Genomic DNA, 21,518 nt, shown 5'->3' with positions numbered 1-21,518 from the left:
ATCGGAGAGCCGCAGCATGAAACGCCCAAGCATCAAGCAAGCCCTCGTCCTAAAGCTTTCGATCATCAGTATCTTCATGGTAGGTTTATCCTACGTCTCGCTCAGCACGATCTCGACACTCAGCGCCAACGCTGAACAGATCGGGACATTCTGGATGCAGCGGTTGATGACGGCTCGTGAGATCAAAGGCAGTTTTCTCGATCTCAAACTCGTTTATAGCCAGTATATTCTCGACGATACGGCAGAGGAACTGGGCGTCGGGAAGCGAAAAATCGATGCTGCTGCTGCCGCGGTCGAAAAGGTGGTTGCCGAATATGAAAACGGCGTTCGCACGGAACGCGGGCGGGAACTGATCAATCAGATCAAGCCGGAGCTCAGCAAATATCGCCGCTTGGCGGAGCAGATGATCGCGCTTGATGACGCCGGAAAAACACCTGAAGCGATCAGGTTATTCAAGACGGATATGGAATCGCAGGCCGAGCTGGTGAACAAGGGAATAACAAACCTGGTCACCTTCATTCTCAGCCAGGCTGAAGGTTTCGTGGCGGCCAGCGATGCCTCCGCGAAGTCCGCTTTCGCATTGACCGCGGCAATCGCCGTGCTCGCAGTGCTGATCGTGCTGGCCGGCATCGTATTTGCAATCTCCGGCGTAGCCAATCCGATCCGGAGGATCACCTCCGCCATGAAACAACTGTCGGATGGAGACCTCGAAAACGATATTCCCTATGCCGGTCGCGCTGACGAAGTTGGTGAAATGGCGGGTGCCGTTGAGATCTTCCGGCAGAATGCCCTCAATGTCGTGAGGCTCGAGAACGAAGCGGCAGCATCGCGCAGCGAGATGGAAGCATCACGCGCTGCAGCCCAGCAGCGCGCCGAACGGGAGGCTGAACAGTTACGCTTCGCGACCACGACATTGGGTGGAGGTCTCCAGCGCCTCGCAGCGGGAGACATCTCATTCCAGCTTTCGGAGCAATTTGCGGCCGAATACGAGACATTGCGCGAAGACTTCAACGCTTCCCTTCGGCAATTGGGGACGACGATAGGCGCGGTGCTGCAGACGGTACACAGCATAGACAATGGCACCGGCGAGATTGCATCCGGCGCCCACGACCTTTCCAAACGCACGGAACAACAGGCAGCCTCGCTCGAGGAGACGGCCGCCGCATTGGACGAGATCACATCCAATGTCGCAATGTCGACGAAACGGACGGACGAGGCACGCAACGTGGCTCTGGAAGCCAATGTCAGTGCCCAGCGGTCAGCAGCGGTCGTATCGGAAGCCGAAAAAGCCATGCGACGCATCGAAGACAGTTCGCAGCAGATCTCGAACATCATTGGTGTAATCGACGAGATTGCCTTCCAGACGAACCTTCTGGCACTCAACGCCGGCGTTGAAGCCGCTCGTGCGGGTGAAGCGGGCAAAGGTTTCGCGGTCGTCGCACAGGAAGTCCGGGAGCTTGCCCAGCGCGCCGCTCAAGCGGCCAAGGAAATCAAAGGACTTATCCAGAAGTCATCGACGGAGGTGGAAAACGGCGTGAAACTGGTTCTCGAAACCGGGATTTCGCTGAAGTCGATCGGCGAATACGTGGTCCAGATCAATCAGGTCATGGACGCGATTGCCACGTCGGCGCGCGAGCAGTCGACCGGGCTTGCTGAGATCAATACCGCGGTTAATCACATGGACCAGGCGACGCAACAGAACGCGGCAATGGTCGAACAGTCGACAGCCGCTGTCGCTTCCTTGTCGTCCGAGGCGAGCCGTCTGCGAAACCTGGTCAATCAGTTTCAGCTGGAGAGCAACAAGGGTACGGTCACCCAATCGCACGCTCGTTCCTTGCAGAACAACTGGCCAGTCGAGGTCACCGCTCCGCGCCGTGTCGCGCAAAGATGATACGACGCGTGTCGGATCGAACGCGCGCGAATGCGCAGTCGGCCGGCTGACGATTTCCTGCATGGATTTACCGGTCATTGCCCGCTCATCCTTAACCCGCGCGAGCGGTTTCGGCTCAATATCCCAGTGTAACCGCACATGATGTCGGCCAAAAGTTGCGACGAGTTTTGGAGGACGTCGTGTTCTCAGATGCCGGTATGACCTCATCCAGCCAGCCGCCCACCGGAGACGCCCGCGCGTGCAAGCGCCATCAGCATTGGACCAACCGCAAACTCGCCTCTTTCGGTTCGTCGGGTCAGATCGCGCAGATAGCCACCTGCCGAATTGATCTGCTCTCCCCTCTCGAGAATGCAGGCAAGGACAGTCGCTGCATTTTCCCGTCCCATCGCCGTGCACGCCTCTTCGTAGGCCGAAGACGTGATCCCCAGCATCGTTCGAACAACGACAGCGGCAGCCATCAGGTCGCGCCAGTTGTCGATCCTGCCGCCTGGTCCATAGTCGGCGATCTGCGGGCAGGACTGCAGCACGAGCCCAAGCGGGAAGGATTGCAGGGATTTGGCTGCTGCGGTCTCCGTATGGGTCGACGTTTGCCTGTTTTGCCTGCTTTCGACCGGTTCACTCAGCGGTTCAGGATCATCCGATGACGGCGCGGCATGTTTCATCTCGAAGCAAGGTTCAGATTCATAATTGTATTTAAGATTGGAATTCTGTTTGTGGCGCTCAATTTGAGACTCACTGGCGTCGATTTTTCCCGTTTTTAACCGCATTTCCAGAAGGTTGACGATCTTCGAGCGCAGGGTCGCCATGTCATCCAGAATGGGGGAAAGGTTTTTGACTGTGGCGACACGTGGAATCCGCGCGACCAGCGTTCGGAAGATATCCAGGATCGCCCCCCAGTCACCCGGGACGCCGTCTTGGGTGGCCGCTGTGATCAGCTTTGCGACATCGCGACGGCAGACAGTCAGTCGGTCCCGGGTAATCCGCAACAGCTCCCGCTCGGCAATCACCTGGGCGGCGAGGCTCTCGATCTCGGCAGCACGGGCCAGAAGCGGAGCGAGGCTGAAGCCGAACGCCTCATTGATCTCTCCGGCCCTGCTGCGACGCGCATAACGTTTCCCGTTGGGGCTATCCTTTCGCAGGATCAGGCCTGCCTCTATGAGAACGGCAAGGTGCCGCCTGAGGGTCGCGGCGGTCATGCCGCGGGCGCGGAGGGAAAGCTGGGCGTTTGAGGGAAAGACCACCAGGCCTCTCGCCTCGCAGAGCTCGTCATCCGGGTAAAAGGTCAGGAGCGCGTCGAGCACCGTCAACGCGCGATCGGTCACGCCCAGTGATGGTCTTGCTTCGCAGACCGCCCTGAACAGTTTCCATTTGTTACGGCTAATTCCGGGTTCAATCCTCTCAGCGAGCTGCTGACTTGCCAGCATGCCAAGCGACATCGCCCGCCGCCCAAAGGGCGTCGTTACATACCTGTTCTCCATCTGCCTTCACTTTCGCTAAGGCAAAAGAAATCCACTCGCCCAAACGGCGCCTAAACTCTTGACAGTGATTCGAGGAAATGCGATTCTTGATTTGCTAAGATCTGAGAAGGGCTTCCACGACTTTGTCGCTTGGGGGCCTTTTTCTTTTGCGGTTTACGCTCCTTTGTTTTGTTGGAATTCTGCAAAGAGGGTTACGAGCCTCTCCTGCACGAATTGGTCGAACCCAGGCGCCGCCTTGTTGTCGAAGACAAAGGTCGCGCTCGATGCGGTCTTCTTGAACTGGACCGGTACTCCGGAAATTTGCGCCTTGGCAGCAGGGGCTGTTGTCAGTGCCGGCCTTTTCGAGGCAAAGGCTAGAGCCCGATGGAAGCGCTCGTCGCTTGACAGCTGTCCCGAGTTGTCCGCGGACAACTGCGTCAGAACGACATCAGGCTCCACAGTCTCAAGCCGCTCGCCCAACTCCAGCCAGCGCCTGCGGCCGATTTCCGGCGCAGCTCCGATGGCTGTAATCAGGGCGATCGGCACCTGTCGCGTCACGATCAGCATCTTGGAGAGTGCCGCCTTGTCCACTCCGAGCGCCGCCATGATAATATCGCGGGTAAAACCTCGTTGTTCGAGCCGCAAGGCAAAAAGAGCCCGCTCAATATAGGATAAATTCGTCCGGGCACTGTTTTCCTGCCCCTGGCTGACCACCAGCTGGTCATCCGTGAGATCGCGGACCACCGCCCGCACACTGAGGCCGAGTTTCTTCGCCGCCGCCAGCCTGCGATGGCCGTAGGCGACCTGATAACGGCCTTTTGCCTGCGGATGAGGCCGCACAAGGATGGGTACCTGCTGACCATGCTCGCGGATCTGCTCCACCAGCTCATTCAGCTGAACGGGGTCTATCTCCAGTCGATCCTCGACGAAGGAAGCGTCAATCAGGACGGGATCGATCTCGACGACGATCTGACCCTTGGCCAGCTGCCGCTCAAGATCGTTCGCCCGTTCGACCTTTTCGGTGATATTGCCAAGCGTCCTGGTGATGCCGCCCACAGGCGCGGAATTGCGGGCCTGTGGCACAAAACCGGCAATAGGCCGGTTGTCCCTCGGAGCCACCGGTTCGGGGCGCGTTGCGCTGGAAGAGGAAATTTCGATGAGGTTCTTTCTGGCCATCTAGCTACTTCCTTCCCCATGTGGCTCGGATATGGGCCTCGATCTCTGAATTGACGAGATTGAGCGACTCCCAGGCCCGGTCGTAGGTGCCGCGCACGAATAACGACCGTTCCACTTCATACAGCGTCTGTTTCGTCACCCCGGCATCGGCGATGGCGGTCGATTTCAGCATGGCGTTCTGAAGCATGCGGTTTCCGAAAATCGCACGCATGAAGCCGGTCATCTGGCTTTGCGGACCGTCATTGGGTTCGAATCTCGTGACGAGATAGCGCATCCAGTCATAACTCGTCCTGCCTCCGGCCCTTTCGACGACGGACATGAGCTCGCTCGTCATGGTCAGGAACTGGGACATCGACATGACGTCGAGCATTTGCGGGTGCACGGTGATCAACACGGATGTCGCCGCGCAGAGCGCCGACATCGTCAGAAACCCGAGCTGAGGCGGGCAATCGACGACAACGACATCGTAGAGGCTTTCGATCTCGGTCAGAGCCTCGCCTATCCGGGCAAAGAACATCGTCTCCGCCGTGCCGGATGCCATTGCCTTGGGCGTCTCATGTTCGAACTCCATGAGCTCGAGATTTCCGGGGATCAGATGCAGATTGGGCGTATAAGTGGCGCGCACGATATCGGCGATCGGCCGCGGATCTTCATAACGGATCGCCCCGTAGAGCGTCTCAGCTTCTCCGACATCCAATTCCGGCTGATGGCCGAACAAGGCGGAAAGAGAAGCCTGCGGATCGAGATCGACGGCCAAGACCCGGTAGCCTCTCAGGGCCAGATATTGCGCCAGATGCGCAGCCGTGGTGGTTTTCCCGGAGCCGCCCTTGAAGTTCATGACCGATACGATTTGAAGCTTGTCGGCGCTTTTCCGGGCCGGAACATATTTCGGAGTCCCGTTTCTCTCATCAAGAACCCGGCGGATCCGGTCCATATCATCCGCGCCGTAGAGGCGGCGCCCGTTGGCGAGAGGACTTGGGCCATGGCCTTCGGCAGCGACTTGCCGGAGATAACCTTCACCGATGCCTATGAAGCCCGCGGCTTCGGCAGGAGAGAAGAACCGCATCGTCTTTTGGGAAAGAGGCGGAAAGATCTTCGCTTGATGCTGTTGGAGCTGATAGGACAGCTCCTGCGCATCTGTTGCCAAAAGTGAAGGAAGATGCTCTTGATCGTCCTGGATGACAAGACTCGGTTGCATGTGGTTTTCCCGAATAACTGCGCAATTTTTACCGAAAGCGCTCTAACTGCGCAGTTATATTATGCGCCGATTCGTTACCGATTTACAAACGCTTAACCAAACTGTCATTTTCGCTGTTTTGCTGGCCAAATTGGCATTCGTGGGCGCTCATCAGGCCGGTTGGATTTCGGGCGAGGTGGGTATCTAGCGTCGGCTCTTTGAGGCGAGTTGTCCGCGGACTACCGCTCTTGCAGATCCGCTTCTGATTGATGCCGGGCAAGGGGATATGGCCATTGCAGTATGTTTCCGTGGTGACGGTAGCCCGCGGACAACTGCGATGCTTCCGGCAGATCGAACCACGCGATCTTCGGGAGAGGAGGGCTTTTCACCTAACGATACTCTCTCGCGTTTGGCTGCTTGTTGGCCACGAGAGTGAGTGCTGCGACTGGAGCAACGTATGAGCTCACGGTCGGTAAGGCCGGCGTGGGTTGGATCCAGTCATCCGCTGTTCTCAGCCTTTGCGAGAATATCCTCGACGGCTGTTTTATCCTGTGGTCGATCTTCTTCGTGTCCGGCTTGGATTTCTTGTCCGGCGGTCTTCGGATTGGTGGGGCCGGCCAACATGGCGCGCCGACGGAGGCCGCGAAGCAGCAGATCTTTCGACGAGACACACGAACCGAGATTATGGCCGGTATGGCCATTGCTATCGGCGACCGTATGAGGGGCTTCACTTGTTGCGCATGACGGCGAACTGATGAGCGGCAACATCACTGCTCTCGTGGATAGGTCGCTCCAATTGGGGATCTATTGGAAGACATCCCTGGTCATCGCGCGCATAAAGTACTCCCGCGATCACTCAGTCCGGCTCGGCTACATACTGTCCTGGTCCAGCCCATAAAAAGGCACCCAGCTTCCCCTGCTGCTGCCGCGGAGGGACTTTGCTCGGCAGCAACAGAAAACCTCGGCGGACGCTCGATCGATACCGCACAATTCCTCGCTTGCTTTGCCGCGTGATTTCCTTTCGTCGAAGATGCGAACGGGCGATCCGTTACCGGTTCGGCTCTCAGGGCAGTCACGAGCTTCAAAAAGGGACTGAGTTGGCAAGCCGCTTGGCTCCAACTCACTGAGGCCGGCATTCGCTCCGTGATCGCCGGATGGGCTTTACGGCATGTTTCCGGGCTCGCTTTCAATTCTATTCCCGCGGCGGAAGGCAGGCGAGGGAGCTCGCTGGGCATTGGTTAGAATGACAAAATATCGACCTCCCGCGGCTTTTGACTCTACCTCTCGTGACATCTGAAGGTAACAAAACGTCGGCTGGATAGGTCGACGAATCCGTATCTCTCGGGTAGAGTGGCACAAATGCCGAGGGTTCTCTTCATGCGACGAGTTTCTCTTGGAAACAGATGAAATTGCTCGCCGACGGGCCGTGCGGTTTTAATCGAAATCTGGCCACAAACCGCACTCATGATCTGAGCTTGGGCGAAATTATCTCCTGAACAGAAGTTCAAGGAGCTTCTCCGATGCTGCGCCCGCGCGAACGTTCGCCCTGGAACAGAGCGCTTAGATATGCGCTGTCTGCGCCGCGTTGATCGATGAGATGAAGCTCTTGGTGCGTTCCTGCCTCGGATTACCGAAGATAGCTTCCGCCCTGCCGGACTCGACCACTTTCCCGCTCTCTAGGAAAACCACGTGATTAGCGATCCGCGAGGCAAGGCGCAGGTCGTGCGTCGCCATCACCATCGTCGTTCCTTCGGCAGCAAGCCGGCCGAGCACGTCGATGACCTCGGCGGAAAGTTCAGGATCGAGGGCCGAGGTCGGTTCGTCACAGAGAAGAACCCGCGGCGAAGGCGCAAGCGCCCGGGCGATCGCCACCCTTTGTTGTTGCCCACCGGAAAGCTCTGACGGCCACGCATCGGTCTTATGCGCCATTCCTACCTTGGTGAGCAGTTCGCTGGCGCGGTCATGGGCCTTTTGGCGCGGCCATTTCAGAACCGTCGTCAGTCCCTCCATGACGTTCTCGATCGCCGTGCGATGCGGAAAGAGCTGGAAGTTCTGGAAGACCATGCCGGTCTGGCGGCGGATCTTCTGGATCGACTTCCAGCCGATCTTCAGGCCGGGCTCGAAGTCGAACTTTTCCTCGCCGATGCGGACGGAGCCGGCGGTCGGAATTTCCAGCAGGTTGATGCATCGCAGCAGCGTGCTCTTGCCACCGCCGGAGGGACCGATGAGCGCGGTCACGCTTCCCTCGGGAATGCCGAGGCTGATGTCCTTCAGGATGACCGCGTCGCCGAACCGCTTTTCGATGTTGGAAAGCTCGATCATCGGTTTGACTCCATCATGCCGCCATAACGGGCGAAACGCTTTTCAAGCCTGTTCTGCAACGATGACAGCACCGAGCTCAAGACCAGGTAGATCAAGGCCGCCTCGATATAGAGGATCAGCGGCTCATAGGTCGTCGCGACAATCCGCTGGGCTGCCTGGAAGAGTTCCGGCACCGTGATCGCCGCGGCAAGCGATGTATCCTTGACCAGCGAGATGAAGGTATTCGAAAGGGGCGGCACCGCGACACGCGCCGCCTGCGGCAGGATGGTGCGGCTCATCGCCTGGCGCCATGACATGCCGATCGAATAGGCCGCTTCCCACTGCCCCTTCGGCACCGAGGAAATGACCGCGCGGATAATTTCGGAACTGTAAGCACCGATATTCAGGGTAAAGCCGATCAATGCCGCGGGAAAGGCGTCGAGCAGGATGCCGACGCTCGGCAGGCCGTAGAAGATGACGAAGAGCTGCACGAGAAGCGGGGTACCGCGGATCACCCAGACGTAAAACCGTGCGATCAGCGCAAGCGACGCCGGGCCGAACAGCCGCGTCACCGCCGTTATCAGGCCGAGGATGAGCCCGAGCAGGAAGGACAGCAATGTCAGCGGAACCGTAAAACGGACGCCCGCCCATAGGAGGGTCGGAAGTGAATCCGACATCAATTGAAGCCAGTGCGGCACGATGTGATCCTCAAAAAATGACGTCCGGCGCGGGCGCCGGACGCTCTAACAATGTAGGTCAGGAATGGGAACTCGGCAGCCTATTTGGAGACGTCCTGCCCAAAATACTTGTCGGAGATCTTCTGATAGGTGCCGTCTGCCCTGATGTCCGCCAGTGCCTTGTTGATGGCACCGAGCAATTCCGGCTCGCCCTTGCGGATGATGATGCCGGAATAATCGGCATTGTCCTGCTGCGCGGCGATCTTTACCGGCGCGTCAGGTTTCTGCTTCTTGAAATCGAGGAACGAGAGGCTGTCATTGATCGTCGCGTCGGCGCGGCGTGTCAGCACGAGCTGGATCGACTGGTCGAAGCCATCCGTGCCCACGAGTTCGGCGCCTGCCTGTTCGGCGATCTTGCCGAAATTGCTGGTCAGGGACTGAGCGGATTTCTTACCCTTGAGGTCTGCGAAACCCTTGATGTCGCTGTTGTCCTGGCGGACGATCAGCACCGCCTTGGACGCGATGTAGGGGTCGGAGAAATCATATTTCTGCTTGCGGGCTTCGGTTATGCCCACCTGGTTGATGACGGTATCGTAACGCTTGGCATCGAGCCCTGCGATGAGGCCGTCCCACTTGCCTTCGACGAACTCAGCCTTGACGCCAAGTTTTGCGGCAACGGCTTGGCCGATCTCCACGTCGAAACCGACCAGTTTGCCGCTTGCGTCATGGAAGGTGAACGGCGCGTAGGTCCCCTCGGTGCCGATCTTGAAGACGCCCGCAGACTTGACGGCGGCGAGATTTTCGCCGGCGAGGGAAGGCGTAAGGGCTGCCGCATGAATAAGGGCCGCCGCGACAATGGTTTTCAACCGAAACATTTAGGTCATCCTTTCAGCAGTGCTTGCTGGCGACTAGATGACAGAAAATAGGACGTCGGGATTGAAAGAAAACCGCAAAAAAAGCCGGCAAATGCGAATATTTTACTCAGCCGCAGTCATGCCCCAATTCGCGGACGGCTTGTAGCCAAACAAGCCTGGGTCTCACGTGCCGTGGCCCGCATCGATGCAAGGTAAGGCTGTAGATTGAAAGTTTTCGCTCGTGGCTCCGACGGTGACGCAGCGAAATCCAGCGTAAAAAAATTCTGAACGCCTTGAGCGCCTTAGCCAGGTGAGGGCCAAATTTGCGCGCAAGCACGCTCCCGCGCGGTTGACATAAATCAATGACGGCGACATCATATTCAACATGGATACGACATATTCAAATAGAATACAAGAGGAAAGCGGTGGCGTCCGCCCGCTCTCGACGGTCCTGAAGACCATGGCGGTGCTCGACGTGCTGGCCTCCAGCGCTCGCGGCATGAAACTGCCGGAGATCGCGTCGGCGATGGAGCTCTCTCGCCCCACCGCTTATCAGCGGCTGTTGACGTTGATCGAAGCTGGCTGGGTCGAGCAGGATCACGAGATGCGCTATCGGCTCACGATGCACGCCTGTCGGCTTGCCGCGGCGGCCATGGAGCAGGCCAATCTTGGAGCGCGGGTTCAGCCGATCATCGAAATGCTGGTCCACCGGGTGAAGGAGACGGCTTCGCTGGCGGTGCTCGATCGCGGACTACCGTGCATCGTCTCGCGTGTCGAGTCCCAGAGCGTGCTGCGTGCGGAACAGAAGATCGGCACGACCATGTCGCTCGAGGGTTCCGCATCCGGCCGCATCCTGACCGCTTTCGCAGACGAAGTGACGCTCGCCCGCCTGGAGGAAAGCGGCGAGCAACTGGCCTCGGAAGAGCTCCTGGGCGAGGCGCGCGCCAACGGCTACGCGCTGTCGAGCGGCTATACCCATAGCGGCGTCGTCGCCATCGCCGCGCCGATCTTCGATCTCCACGGCAAATGCACGTCGACGATCTCGCTGGTCATGCCGGAGATGCGCTTCGACCTCGAAAGCTTCCGCGAGCCGCTTCTCGAAACCGCCCGTACCATCACGAAAATGCAGCAGGGAGAACGTTGACGGTCATGACCGCGACTTCCGAACAGGTGGCAACGCCCCGACCGCGCCCAAGCCAAGAGGTGATGAAGACTTCACGGCTGGCGGCAATCCAGCCGAGCCGGCTCAGCGGCACCCGCGCCTTCATGAACAAGATGATCCGCGAGCGCTGGGACATCTCCAATGTCCTTTTCGACGTGGACGAAAACGCCGAAGGGACCGTCGTTTATTCCATCAAGGCGCCTGACCAGGAGTTCTCGTTCATCGGCTTTTCCCGTCCGCCGAGCCGGACGGCTCGTACCGGCCGTATCATTGGCCAGGCCTGGGACATGATGGGCGCGCTGATCGAAGGGCCGGCGACCGAAATCGAGATCGAAACGGCGCGGCGGGAAATCCCCAAGCTCTATACGGGCCGGGCGACTGCCGGCACGCTGATCTGGTGTCGGTCGAACCGCTCAATGCGGGTTTTCGACCAGACGCTCGAAGCGCTTGCCGAAGGTCGCCAGCCGTCCGTCGCCGATCTTTCGAAGGTCTGCTACCTGATGCGCAATACCGGCCTTGACGGCAACGGCACGTTCGGGACGCGTTCCTTCCCGTCGCTCGGCGCCCGCCATGCGCTCGGTGGTGTCCTGCAGGCGCAGTTGCTGACCGCCTACCTGATGCGGGAATTTTCCTGCGACCTCGTCGAGCATCTGGCGGCCAAGAAATCCGAGACCGCCGTGCGCCTCGACCCGCAGCTTCGCCGCTATATCGGCGTCGGCAATGGTTCGGCGCTTGGCCTTATCTTCTTCGTCCACAAACATCCGCGCCTGATCGACGGGCTTCTGTCCGCGCGCGAAGGTGCGATTGCGATGGCCCGCGCGCTGAAGCTCGATGCGTCGGATCCTCGCGTCGCCAGACTGCTCGAACTTCTCCGCCAGGCAATCGCGTTCCGCAAACAGGACCAGATGGTCTACGAGACATTTGCCTCCAGCGCCGACGTGGCAGCCGATATCGACAAGGTGGTGGCGGCGCTCGAAGAATTCCGGCGAAGCGGCACGGTGTTTGGTCGTACGACCGATTTCCCGTTTGATGTGCTTGCCGCCGAATTCGAAACCGACCTCCTGCCGGAAGCTTTCGAGACGTTCCTCTCGTTGCTGATCGAATTGGTGCCGGAAGAAGCCGACAGGCTGTTGGCAGCCATTGATGCTCCCGACGAATTCAGCATCTCGCCAGCCGAGACGGTCGAACAGCTAATGGCGCTCGTCCATGACGAATATCAGTGGGCGCTCGATACCGACATGGCCGGCCCAGAGGCCTATAAATATGTCTGGTACAAATCGGAGACGGCGGAGGAGCCGCGCCGCGGCGCCCGCGAGGAAGTCCCCGATGCGCTAGATCTCGGCCTCGATGTTTGCGGCGGGATCCAATCCCTTTTTGCCGATCTCGGCAGGGCCGAAGGTTCGCTCAGCATCGCCCGTTTCCTGATGAAACATCCTGAACACCGCTACATGGTGGCGCGCATTCAGAGCCTGCGCGGGCGGGACTATCACACGCCTCGCGCCAACATCAACGCCGAGGCTTTTGTGCCGATCGATCTCGTGCGGCTGATGAACGTCGGGGTCCACGGCATCGACAAGACCCGTGACTTCCTGAACCGCAACCTGCGCGGCGTGCTCTATCACGGTGCACCGACCCCCGACGATCTGCGCGCCGGCTACACCCGCACCTGGTATTACCCGGCGGAGCCTGTTCTATGACATCCTTGCATTCATCTCCCTCCATGCGCGTCATGCCCCGCGAAATGCGGCTGATGTCCGAGCGGATCTTCTCGCTGAGCAGCCTGCCCAAGGGTTTCTTCCTGACTATCGGCGACATCCCGATGTATTCGCAAAAGCTTGGTCTTGGTGGCTTCAAACTGTTCGAGCAGCGGTTCGAGAGCTTCAAGTCGGCGGTTCCCACCCGTATCGCGATTGCCTCCGAAGCCGGCAACCGCTTGACGCTCGACGCTTGCGGCGAACACGCATGGTTCGTGCTGCCGACGGCGATCGATCTTCTCGGTGAGCTCGCGGCCCGGTTCGGGTCGGCGGAACTGACCGTGACAGGGACGATGGATGTCGAGGAACTTGCAATCGCTGCGCGTTTTAGCGGTCGATCTGGGCTTTCGATCTCCGTGTCCGGCGATGTGCTGAAGGCGGTTCCGGCCGCGGTCACCGGCGACGTTCAAAAAGACGATCCTCTTCTCTGGTCGCTTCTGGAAAGCGGTGCTGAAATCGAGAGCGATCTCTGGTGGCGCATCTATCACCTGGCAAAACAGGCGCTTGCGACCGACAGCATCGTCTCGCGCCGTCATGCCGGCCCGATGATCGTCAACGAGGACGGCACCGTCATCGGCCGCAAGGACAATGACGACGAGACGGATGTCTCCTTCCTGTCGTCCAGCATTTCCGAACGTATGAAAGAGAGCGCGAGATCATGATCATCGACGGTTTGCAATGCGGGCATTTCGATCGCGCCGCCTTTGAATCCTTAAGGGCAGGCAATGTCGGCGGGGTCGTCAACACCTGCGGATTCTGGGAGGGCACCCTCGAGTCGATGGATTCTATCGGTCGCTGGCGTGACCTGGTGCGCGAAAATTCCGATATCGCCGAGATCGCCCTTACCGCAGACGACATCAGCCGTATTTCAGACGTAGGCAAGCTCGCGGTCATCATGGGTTTCCAGAACGCCAATCTCTTCGAAGGGCGGATCCGCTTCGTGGAGATGTTTGCCGAACTCGGCGTGCGCGTCGTGCAACTCACCTACAACAACCAGAACGAACTCGGTGGCTCCTGCTATGAAGCCGAGGATTCGGGCCTTGCCCGCTTCGGCAAGGAAGTGGTGCGCGAGATGAATGCCGCCGGCATTCTGGTCGACTGCAGCCATGTCGGCGACCGCACGACACTCGACGCGATCAAGGTTTCCGAAAAGCCGATCGCCGTCACCCACGCCAACGCCCAGTCGCTTTTCATGCACAAGCGCAACAAGTCGGACGACGTCATCCGGGCGCTGAAGGATACCGGTGGCGTGATCGGCTGCGCCGCCTATCGCAACATCACCGGCGACGAGTTCTGCGCCTCGATCGAAGCCTGGTGCACGATGGTTGCCCGCACGGTGGATATTGCCGGCATCGACTCCGTCGCGATCGGCACCGACAAGAGCCACAATTTCACGGCTCCCGATTACGCCTGGATGCGCAAAGGGCGCTGGACCCGTGGTGAGGACTATGGTGCCAGCGCCGCGGGCAAGCCGCTCAAGGCTGCGCCGCCGGAATGGTTCCAGAAGGTCGAGGACATCAGGGTGATCCCGGACGGCCTCAGCGCCGTGGGCTTCTCGGAAGAAGAAGTTGCGAAGATCACCCACAAGAACTGGCTGCGGCTCTACGAAGCCACCTTCAGAAAATCATAAAAGAGGAGAACTGCAATGACTGGAATGAAGACATTTCTCATGCCTGACCGCCGCCGTTTCCTGAAGACGGCCGGCGCTGCGGTGACCGCTTCACTCGCCGCTCCCTATCTCGTTCGCGCGCAGGAGAAGGTCCTCTACGTGAACACCTGGGGCGGTCCCTGGGAGGCTGCCGCAAAGGCGCATCTCATCGATCCCTTCACCGCCGAAACAGGCATCCAGGTGAAGACGGTTTCCCCGGTCTCTTTTGCCAAGCTCGCCCAGCAGGTGAAGACCGGCACCTACGAATTCGACGTCACCACGCTCGGCGGCGGCGAATTGGTTCGTGCCAACCAGGCCGACATCATCGAAAAGCTCACCGAGCCCTACAAAGGCGGCCTCTTCGAAAACGGCGTCGCCTCACATGCGTTCGCCACCGTCATGGCCTGGCGCAAGGATAAATATAAGGACACACCGAAGACCTGGGCCGACTTCTGGAATGTCGAGAAATTCCCCGGCGGGCGGTCGCTGCAGCGTTATGCGTCGCGCGTCATCCCGATCGCGCTTCTCGCCGATGGCGTCGCGGTCAAGGATCTCTATCCTCTCGATGTGGACCGGGCCTTCAAGTCGCTCGACAAGATCAAGCCGCATATCCGCGTCTGGTGGACTGCCGGCGCCCAGTCGACGCAGATCCTGCGTGACGGGGAGATCGACATGATCGGTATCTGGCACGGCCGTTATTTCGAGGCGGAGAAGGCTGGCGCTCCGGTTGCCATGACCTGGAACCAGGGCGAGATCGAACGCGCCTACTGGGTTGTCGCCAAAAAGAGCCCGAACCTTGAGAACGCCAGGAAATTCGTCGAATTCGCGACCAGTGCGAAGCCGCTTGCCGGATTTTCCAAGGCTGCGGACTACGGTGCGCTGAACCCGGCCTCCAACCAGTTCGTCGACGCGGCGGATGCCAAACGCATGCCGACCTCTCCAGACAACTACAAGCTGACCTTCGAGCAGGACATGTCGAACTTCGGCATCGACCCGGCGGAGCTCGCCGAACGTTTCGAGGAGTGGGTCGCGAGCTGATCCGCTCTCCTGGATCAACCCGACCCGCTGGCCGGCATCGCGCGGAACAACCGCGCGATGCCGCAGCGACCCTGCCTGCCATAAAAGGGGAACGGCAATGGGCATCAGCCTTTCAAAACTGACGGAAAAGACGAATATATGGCCCTGGCTGCTGCTGGCGCCGCTCGGCATCTACATGCTCATCTTTTTCGTCGTGCCGCTCGCCGAAGTGGCGATCATGAGCTTTACGGAACCGAAGGTCTCGCTGGCGAACTACCAGAAGGTCCTGACCGGAGCGCTTTACCAGCGCGTCTTTCTGAACACGTTCGTGACGGCCGCTTTCGTGACGCTCTGCTGCCTTCTGGTCGGTTATCCGCTGGCCTATCTGATGGCGCATTCCAAGCCACGCACGGCAATGCTGATCCTGCTGCTCGTCACCATGAGCTTCTGGACCAGTTTCCTCGTCCGCACCTATTCCTGGATGGTCCTGCTCGGCAATAATGGCCCGCTGATTGCCTCGCTGCAGATGATCGGCGTCGACAAGCCGCCGCAGCTTCTCTTCACCCGTTTTTCCTCGACGCTCGCCATGGTGCATATCCTGGCGCCCTACATGATCATGAACATCTATTCGGTGATGAAGAAGATCGACCCGGCGCTGATCCGCTCGGCGGAAAGCCTCGGCGCCAAAGGCTGGTCGCTGTTCCGGCATGTCTACCTGCCGCTGACGGCGCCAGGTATCGCCAACGGTTCGGTCCTGGTCTTCGTCATCTGCCTTGGGTTCTACGTGACGCCGGTTCTGCTCGGCAGCCCGCGCGAGCAGATGGTTGCCGGTCTGATCGGTCACCAGATCGAGGAGTTCCTCGCCTTCGGTCTGGGTTCCGCCATGGCGATGATCCTGCTCGTGGTGACACTTATCATCCTCACCATCTATCACCGCCGTTTCGGCCTCGACAAACTCTGGGGGTGACCGAACATGAACACGTTCATGCGCTGGGCCGGTTTCATTGTCGTGCTCTTCATTGCAGCACCGCTCGTCATCGTCGTGCCGATGTCGTTTTCGAACGCGAGTTCCCTGCAATTTCCGCCGCCGGGTTACTGGCTTGGGTATTACCGCGCTTATTTCACCAGCATGGATTGGCTGATACCGACCTGGAACAGCATCCTGATCGCGACTGCGACGACCATCCTCACCATGGCCCTGGTCGTGCCCGCGACTTTCGCCCTGGTGCGCCACAAGTTTCGTGGAAAGGGGTTTGCCGACCTGATGATGCTGATGCCGATGGCGGTCCCCCATATCGTCATGGCGGTCGGCTACTATTCCTATTTCGGCGATCTCGGGCTGGTGCACAGCCATCTCGGCGTCATCCTGGCACATACCTGCCTGTCGGTTCCGATCGCCTTCCTTGTCCTTTCGGCCAACCTCAAGGGTTTCGACCGAAACCTGGAACGGGCCGCACAGAGCCTCGGCGCCAGCCCGGCAAAGACCTTCCTGCACGTGACATTGCCGATCCTGCGGCCGGGGCTTGTCATCAGCTCGCTCTTCGCCTTCATCCAATCCTTCGATGAGACGGTGGTGGCGATCTTCATTTCGGGCCGCGACGCAGAGACCCTGCCGCGCAAGATGTTCGACAGCATCCGCCAGGAGGCCGACCCGGTGATTGCCGTCATCTCGACGCTGCTCTTCGTCGTCGTGCTGGTCGGCATCGCGGCTCCTTATTTCGCCAGCGCGCTGCGCAGCCGCGCTCCCAAGCCGAGCCGCCCGGCCGGCGCACATTGATCCTCCCAAGGACTCCCCCCAAGGATTTCCAATGACGAACTACCTGCAACTCTCCAACATCACCAAGACCTACGGACATTTCACGGCGCTCGACAACGTGAGCCTGTCGGTCGACAAGGGGGAGTTCGTGACCTTCCTGGGCCCGAGCGGCTCGGGCAAGACGACGACCCTGATGATCATTGCCGGTTTCGAAAAGGCGAGCGGCGGCAAGGTGGAAGTCGGTGGCCAGTCGATTTCCGAGCTTGCGCCGCATGAGCGCAATATCGGCATCGTGTTCCAGAACTATGCCTTGTTTCCGCACAAGACAGCGGTCGAAAATGTCTATTTTCCCCTGCAGATGCGTGGCGTCAACCGCTCGCAGGGCTTGAGACAGGCAGAGGACATGCTGTCTCTCGTCGGCCTCAAGGGTTTTGGTCATCGCCATCCGAAGGAATTGTCCGGCGGGCAGCAGCAGCGGGTCGCACTTGCCCGCGCCCTGGTTTTCGAGCCTTCGCTGCTTCTGCTCGACGAGCCGCTTGGCGCGCTCGACAAGAACCTGCGTGAGCAGATGCAGATCGAGATCAAGCGTATCCAGCGCAGCCTTGGCGTGACGACCATCTTCGTGACCCACGACCAGTCGGAAGCCATGTCGATGTCCGATCGCATCGTGGTGTTCGAGAAGGGACGTATCGAGCAGGTCGCAGCGCCGCTGGATATCTACCATCGCCCGCAGACCTCCTTCGTCGCCGCCTTCATCGGCGAAAGCAACCTGATCCCGGCAATCATTACCAGCGGGGCCGTCAGAACGGCCGAGAACCCGACGCTTGGAGCCGTCCAATACGCTGGCGAAGATGCTCTTGCGGACGGCCAGAAGGTGACGCTTCTGATCCGCCCGGAGCACATCAAGCTGTCGCGCAGCCCGGTCGAGGGCCGCAAGAACGTCCGCATGATCGTCGAGACGATCGTCAACTACGGCGACAACGCCCTCGTGATCGGCCGGGCAGGGGATATTCCCATGCGCGTCAGGGTGCTCGGCGCCGATGTGGTGATCATCAGGGAAGGCGAGGAATGCTGCATCAGCTGGACACCGGACGCGGTCTTCGTGATCACCAAATAGGGTTGCAGCGGCGAATTCCGACCGGCCCCTTCAATCAACGCACGTTATTGCACCATCAAGGCCGGGATTAGAACCTAGAGAAGATCGTACTTTTTCAGGATCTCTCTTATTTTCTCGTCCTGAGCCTCGTCCGGAAGCAGGGCAGGTTGCCTGCTCGCGCCGACTGATTTGTCCTGAAGGTAAAGCGAACGCTTGACCATGGCGGGCGCAAAGCCCAGCGCATAAAGGTCGGTGCGGAAGGCGGTATAGATCGCCTGCTGACGCTCCGCTTCCGCAATGTCGCCGGAGTTGAAGGCTGCAAGGATGCCGGCGAGCACGTGCGGCAGGGCATTTCCGAGCCCCGATATGCAGCCTGCAGCACCGTTCTGCAGCGACCATAGGACGAGATGGTCGGGGCCGGAATAGACCTCGAAGCCCGGGTTTTCTTTCGAGACCTGAAGGTAGGCTGCCAGCGTTTCCTGAGCGCCACCGGAATCCTTGATACCGGCGATATTGCCGTGCCTGGCAAGATTTGCTGCCGTCGCCGGCTCGATGTGGTTCTGGGTCCGGGCGGGGATGTCATAAAGATAAACCGGCGTCTTGACCGTATCCGCTACCGTCGAGAAATGGCGGATCAGCCCGTCCTGTGTGCAGGCGATGAAGAATGGGGTGATGACGGCGATGCCGTCGACGCCGATCCGGTCAAATTCCTTGGCGAGCTGTACGGTCTCGAAGGTGGCCGGCATGCCGGCATTGACGATGACTTTGGCGCGCCCCGCAACCTCGTCGACGACGTGTTCCGTCAGCTGGATCTTTTCTTCGTGGGTGAGAGCGGTGAAGTCACCATTGGTGCCGGCACACATGATGTTGTTGCCCGCCGCCACCTGCCGGCGCACCTGTGCGCGGGTCGCCTCGAAATTGATCGTCTCGTCCTCATTGAAGCAGGTCACGAGTGCGACAAAGGCATTTCTGGTCATTCAATCAACTCCGCTTATCCGCCGCTCGGCGGTGTGTCATGCACGTTTGAGACGGGCTGCCCGGTGTTCGGCCTGAACATCCGGGTCCGGATCGAGGCTCGCCGCCAGGAGCGCTCTTGTATAAGCTTCACGGGGGGTCTCGAAGATCTCCCGGACCGTTCCCATTTCCACCACTTCGCCCTTCTGCATGACCATGACGTAATCCGCGAAGTCGCGAACGACAGGCAGGTCGTGGGCGATGAAGATGAAGGAGATGCCCATGTCCCGTCGCAGCTTGTCGAGAAGCGCAATGACCTGGGCCTGCACCGACACGTCGAGTGCCGACACCGCCTCGTCGCAGACGATCAGCTGCGGTTCGAGCGCAAGCGCACGGGCGATTGCAATCCTCTGCCGCTGGCCGCCGGAGAACTGGTGCGGATAACGGCTCATGTGTTCGGCCGAGAGGCCCACCTGCACCAGCAGTTCCGCGACCCGTTCCCGCCATTGGCGTTTCGGCAGGATATCGGGATGGATGGCCCAGGCTTCGGATACGAGCTGGAACACCGTCATGCGGGGATTGAGCGACTGGGTGGGGTCCTGAAACACCATCTGAAGATCGCGCCGGAGCTTGTAGAGTTCCGATGGCGAGAGTTGAAAAAGGTCGCGTCCCTTCCACTGCGCCGTGCCGGCATCCGGCTCGTCCAGCCTCAGGAGAACGCGGGCGAGCGTCGATTTGCCCGAGCCGCTTTCGCCGACGATCGCCATGGTCTCGCCCGCCCTGAGGTCGAACGAGACACCCTTCAACGCATCGAAGAAGCCGTAGCGTTTGCGCACGTCCCGGACGCTGAGCAGCGGCTGGCCCGAAAGCTGTGCGACGTGCATCTCGCCCTTCCCGGGGGCGGCGCCGATCAGTTTTTTTGTATAGGGATGCGTCGGGTTCTTGTAGACGTCGCGGACGGTGCCGGTCTCGACCAGCTCGCCCTTTTCCATGACGACCACCCGATCGGCGATTTCGGCCACAACACCGAGGTCATGGGTGATGATCAGCACGCCCATGCCGGTTTCCCGCTGCAACTCCTTCAACAGCGCCAGCACCTCGGCCTGGACCGTTACGTCGAGTGCGGTGGTCGGCTCATCGGCGATCAGCAGATCGGGACGCAGCGCAAGCGCCATCGCAATCATCACGCGCTGGCGCTGGCCGCCAGAAAATTCGTGCGGATATTTGCCCATGGCGCCTTCCGGGTCCGGAATTCCAACGCGCGTCAACAGGCGCAGGGCTTCGCTTTTGGCCTGTCCGGTCGGCATGCCGTGGGTCGTCATCGCTTCGCGAATCTGCCATCCGACGGTATAGACCGGGTTCAGATGGCTGAGCGGGTCCTGAAAGATCATCGCGATCCGCCGTCCGTTTGCCTCGCGGCGCGCCTGGGGCGGCATGGTCAGCAGGTCTTTGCCGTCGAGCAGGATCTGCCCGGCACTGATCCGCCCGGGCGGCATGTCGATGAGGTTCATGATCGCCGCCGACGAAACCGACTTGCCCGATCCGCTTTCGCCGAGGATCGCCAGCGTCTCGCCGCGGTCGAGATGGTAGGAGATGTTGCGCACGGCATGCACGACGCCGGCGGCCGTGTGGAACTCGACCGAGAGGTTGCGGACTTCCAGCAGGTGCTCAGCCATTCTTTCGGCCTTTCATTTCCAGGCGCCAGCGCTGGACGGGGTCGAGCGCGATGCGCAGCCAGTTCGACAAAAGGTTGAGCGACAAGGTGGTCATGATGATCGCCAGCCCGGGCCAGAACGAGAGCCACCAGGCATTGGTGAGATACTGGCGTCCCTGGGAAATCATCAGCCCCCAGGTGATCGCCGGCGGCTGGATGCCGATGCCGAGGAAGGACAGCGCGCTTTCGGCAAGCATGACATAGGCGAAGTCCAGCGTCGCCAGCGTGGTGAGCGTCGGGAAAACGACCGGCAGGATGTGACGGAACAGGATGCGGTTCTGCGAAGCGCCCATCACCCGCGCCGCCTGCACGAACATCCGCTCGCGAATCTCCAGCACCTCGGCGCGGGTGGTGCGCAGATAAACGGGGATGCGGGTGATCGACAGGACGGCGACCAGGTTCAGGATCGAGGAGCCCAGGAGATAAAGGACGATCACCGCGATCAGCAGCGAGGGAAAGGACATGATCACGTCTGCCAGGCGCATGATCACCTGCCCGACGCGGGGCGACGAAAAGCCGGCGACAAGGCCGAGCAGCGTGCCGATGACCGACGACAGGATCACCGCGCCCGCGGCGACCATAAGCGTATTTTGGGTCGCGACGATGATGCGGGCGAGCAATGGCCGGCCGAGAGCGTCCGCCCCCATCCACCACACCCATTCACGGCTCCAGTCGAAAGGCGCGAGGTTGCGGCCGCGGAGATTCTGCTTGGTGGCAAGTTCGCCGAGCCAGGACGGCCCGATCAGAGCAAGCACGATGACGACGAGCAAGAAGATCACCGCGCAAAGCGCGAATTTGTCGGCCCAGAGCATTCGTGCCATGCGGATCGGGAAGGAGGGCTCGTGCGCGATCGTCGTATCGGAGGTGGAAACACTCATCGTTGC

Annotated in this window: 19 protein-coding genes; 9 read left to right on the top strand and 10 right to left on the bottom strand. The window is 60.0% G+C overall.

The window, feature by feature from the left end:
* The first annotated feature begins 16 nt into the window (after window positions 1-16).
* Window positions 17-1,891, top strand: a complete 1,875-nt coding sequence (locus AC1D3C_RS01505) for a HAMP domain-containing methyl-accepting chemotaxis protein (protein ID WP_477481615.1) — start codon at window positions 17-19, stop codon at window positions 1,889-1,891.
* Between the two features lie 203 nt (window positions 1,892-2,094).
* Here the strand turns inward: AC1D3C_RS01505 and repC are convergent, their stop codons facing one another.
* The 7 genes from repC to AC1D3C_RS01470 all read right to left on the bottom strand — a co-directional run bounded on the left by repC (window position 2,095) and on the right by AC1D3C_RS01470 (window position 9,554).
* Window positions 2,095-3,369, bottom strand: a complete 1,275-nt coding sequence (gene repC, locus AC1D3C_RS01500) for a plasmid replication protein RepC (RefSeq protein ID WP_477481614.1) — start codon at window positions 3,367-3,369, stop codon at window positions 2,095-2,097.
* Between the two features lie 153 nt (window positions 3,370-3,522).
* Window positions 3,523-4,524 (bottom strand): plasmid partitioning protein RepB, encoded by a 1,002-nt coding sequence (gene repB, locus AC1D3C_RS01495; RefSeq protein ID WP_477481613.1) that lies wholly within the window; start codon window positions 4,522-4,524, stop codon window positions 3,523-3,525.
* Between the two features lie 4 nt (window positions 4,525-4,528).
* Complete coding sequence (repA, locus tag AC1D3C_RS01490) at window positions 4,529-5,722, bottom strand: plasmid partitioning protein RepA (protein WP_040123875.1); 1,194 nt, start codon at window positions 5,720-5,722, stop codon at window positions 4,529-4,531.
* 477 nt (window positions 5,723-6,199) lie between these two features.
* The gene (locus AC1D3C_RS01485; RefSeq protein ID WP_477481612.1) at window positions 6,200-6,469 is read right to left on the bottom strand and encodes a hypothetical protein; all 270 of its coding nucleotides are present in this window, start codon (window positions 6,467-6,469) and stop codon (window positions 6,200-6,202) included.
* 792 nt (window positions 6,470-7,261) lie between these two features.
* Window positions 7,262-8,023, bottom strand: a complete 762-nt coding sequence (locus tag AC1D3C_RS01480; RefSeq protein ID WP_040125640.1) for an amino acid ABC transporter ATP-binding protein — start codon at window positions 8,021-8,023, stop codon at window positions 7,262-7,264.
* Window positions 8,020-8,700, bottom strand: coding sequence for an ABC transporter permease subunit (locus AC1D3C_RS01475; protein WP_040125639.1), 681 nt, complete (start codon window positions 8,698-8,700; stop codon window positions 8,020-8,022). The genes AC1D3C_RS01480 and AC1D3C_RS01475 overlap by 4 nt, the downstream gene beginning before the upstream one ends.
* Before the next feature lie 80 nt (window positions 8,701-8,780).
* Window positions 8,781-9,554: an amino acid ABC transporter substrate-binding protein gene (locus AC1D3C_RS01470; RefSeq protein WP_040125638.1), complete on the bottom strand. Its 774-nt coding sequence runs from the start codon at window positions 9,552-9,554 to the stop codon at window positions 8,781-8,783.
* Between the two features lie 364 nt (window positions 9,555-9,918).
* On the opposite strand from AC1D3C_RS01470, the gene AC1D3C_RS01465 reads away from it, so the two are divergent.
* The 8 genes from AC1D3C_RS01465 to AC1D3C_RS01430 all read left to right on the top strand — a co-directional run bounded on the left by AC1D3C_RS01465 (window position 9,919) and on the right by AC1D3C_RS01430 (window position 17,987).
* A complete protein-coding gene (locus AC1D3C_RS01465; protein ID WP_051900672.1) occupies window positions 9,919-10,677 on the top strand; it encodes an IclR family transcriptional regulator in 759 nt (252 codons plus the stop codon).
* A gap of 5 nt (window positions 10,678-10,682) precedes the next feature.
* The gene (locus AC1D3C_RS01460; RefSeq protein WP_477481611.1) at window positions 10,683-12,392 is read left to right on the top strand and encodes a hypothetical protein; all 1,710 of its coding nucleotides are present in this window, start codon (window positions 10,683-10,685) and stop codon (window positions 12,390-12,392) included.
* Window positions 12,389-13,111 carry a hypothetical protein gene (locus tag AC1D3C_RS01455; RefSeq protein WP_477481610.1) on the top strand — a complete coding sequence of 241 codons (723 nt, stop codon included), beginning with the start codon at window positions 12,389-12,391 and terminating at the stop codon, window positions 13,109-13,111. The genes AC1D3C_RS01460 and AC1D3C_RS01455 overlap by 4 nt, the downstream gene beginning before the upstream one ends.
* Entirely contained in the window at window positions 13,108-14,079 is a 972-nt protein-coding gene (locus tag AC1D3C_RS01450) for a dipeptidase (RefSeq protein WP_477481609.1), read from the top strand. The genes AC1D3C_RS01455 and AC1D3C_RS01450 overlap by 4 nt, the downstream gene beginning before the upstream one ends.
* Before the next feature lie 15 nt (window positions 14,080-14,094).
* The gene (locus AC1D3C_RS01445; RefSeq protein ID WP_477481608.1) at window positions 14,095-15,135 is read left to right on the top strand and encodes an ABC transporter substrate-binding protein; all 1,041 of its coding nucleotides are present in this window, start codon (window positions 14,095-14,097) and stop codon (window positions 15,133-15,135) included.
* A gap of 97 nt (window positions 15,136-15,232) precedes the next feature.
* Window positions 15,233-16,081, top strand: a complete 849-nt coding sequence (locus AC1D3C_RS01440; protein WP_477481607.1) for an ABC transporter permease — start codon at window positions 15,233-15,235, stop codon at window positions 16,079-16,081.
* A 6-nt stretch (window positions 16,082-16,087) separates the two neighbouring features.
* Window positions 16,088-16,891: an ABC transporter permease gene (locus tag AC1D3C_RS01435; RefSeq protein WP_247135275.1), complete on the top strand. Its 804-nt coding sequence runs from the start codon at window positions 16,088-16,090 to the stop codon at window positions 16,889-16,891.
* Between the two features lie 31 nt (window positions 16,892-16,922).
* A complete protein-coding gene (locus tag AC1D3C_RS01430) occupies window positions 16,923-17,987 on the top strand; it encodes an ABC transporter ATP-binding protein (RefSeq protein WP_477481606.1) in 1,065 nt (354 codons plus the stop codon).
* A 74-nt stretch (window positions 17,988-18,061) separates the two neighbouring features.
* Here the strand turns inward: AC1D3C_RS01430 and AC1D3C_RS01425 are convergent, their stop codons facing one another.
* From AC1D3C_RS01425 to AC1D3C_RS01415, 3 genes are read right to left on the bottom strand one after another with little or no spacing between them, the layout of a single operon-like run.
* Complete coding sequence (locus AC1D3C_RS01425) at window positions 18,062-18,943, bottom strand: dihydrodipicolinate synthase family protein (RefSeq protein ID WP_477481605.1); 882 nt, start codon at window positions 18,941-18,943, stop codon at window positions 18,062-18,064.
* Window positions 18,944-18,979: 36 nt separating this feature from the next.
* A complete protein-coding gene (locus tag AC1D3C_RS01420; protein ID WP_477481604.1) occupies window positions 18,980-20,596 on the bottom strand; it encodes an ABC transporter ATP-binding protein in 1,617 nt (538 codons plus the stop codon).
* Window positions 20,589-21,512 (bottom strand): ABC transporter permease, encoded by a 924-nt coding sequence (locus AC1D3C_RS01415; RefSeq protein ID WP_247031156.1) that lies wholly within the window; start codon window positions 21,510-21,512, stop codon window positions 20,589-20,591. Before AC1D3C_RS01415 ends, AC1D3C_RS01420 begins: the two co-directional genes overlap by 8 nt.
* Window positions 21,513-21,518 lie beyond the last annotated feature (6 nt).

The organism is Neorhizobium sp. P1_A6 (assembly GCF_056406795.1).
Note: the sequence above shows the minus strand (reverse complement) of the source record. Positions and strands in the feature narration are given on the sequence as shown.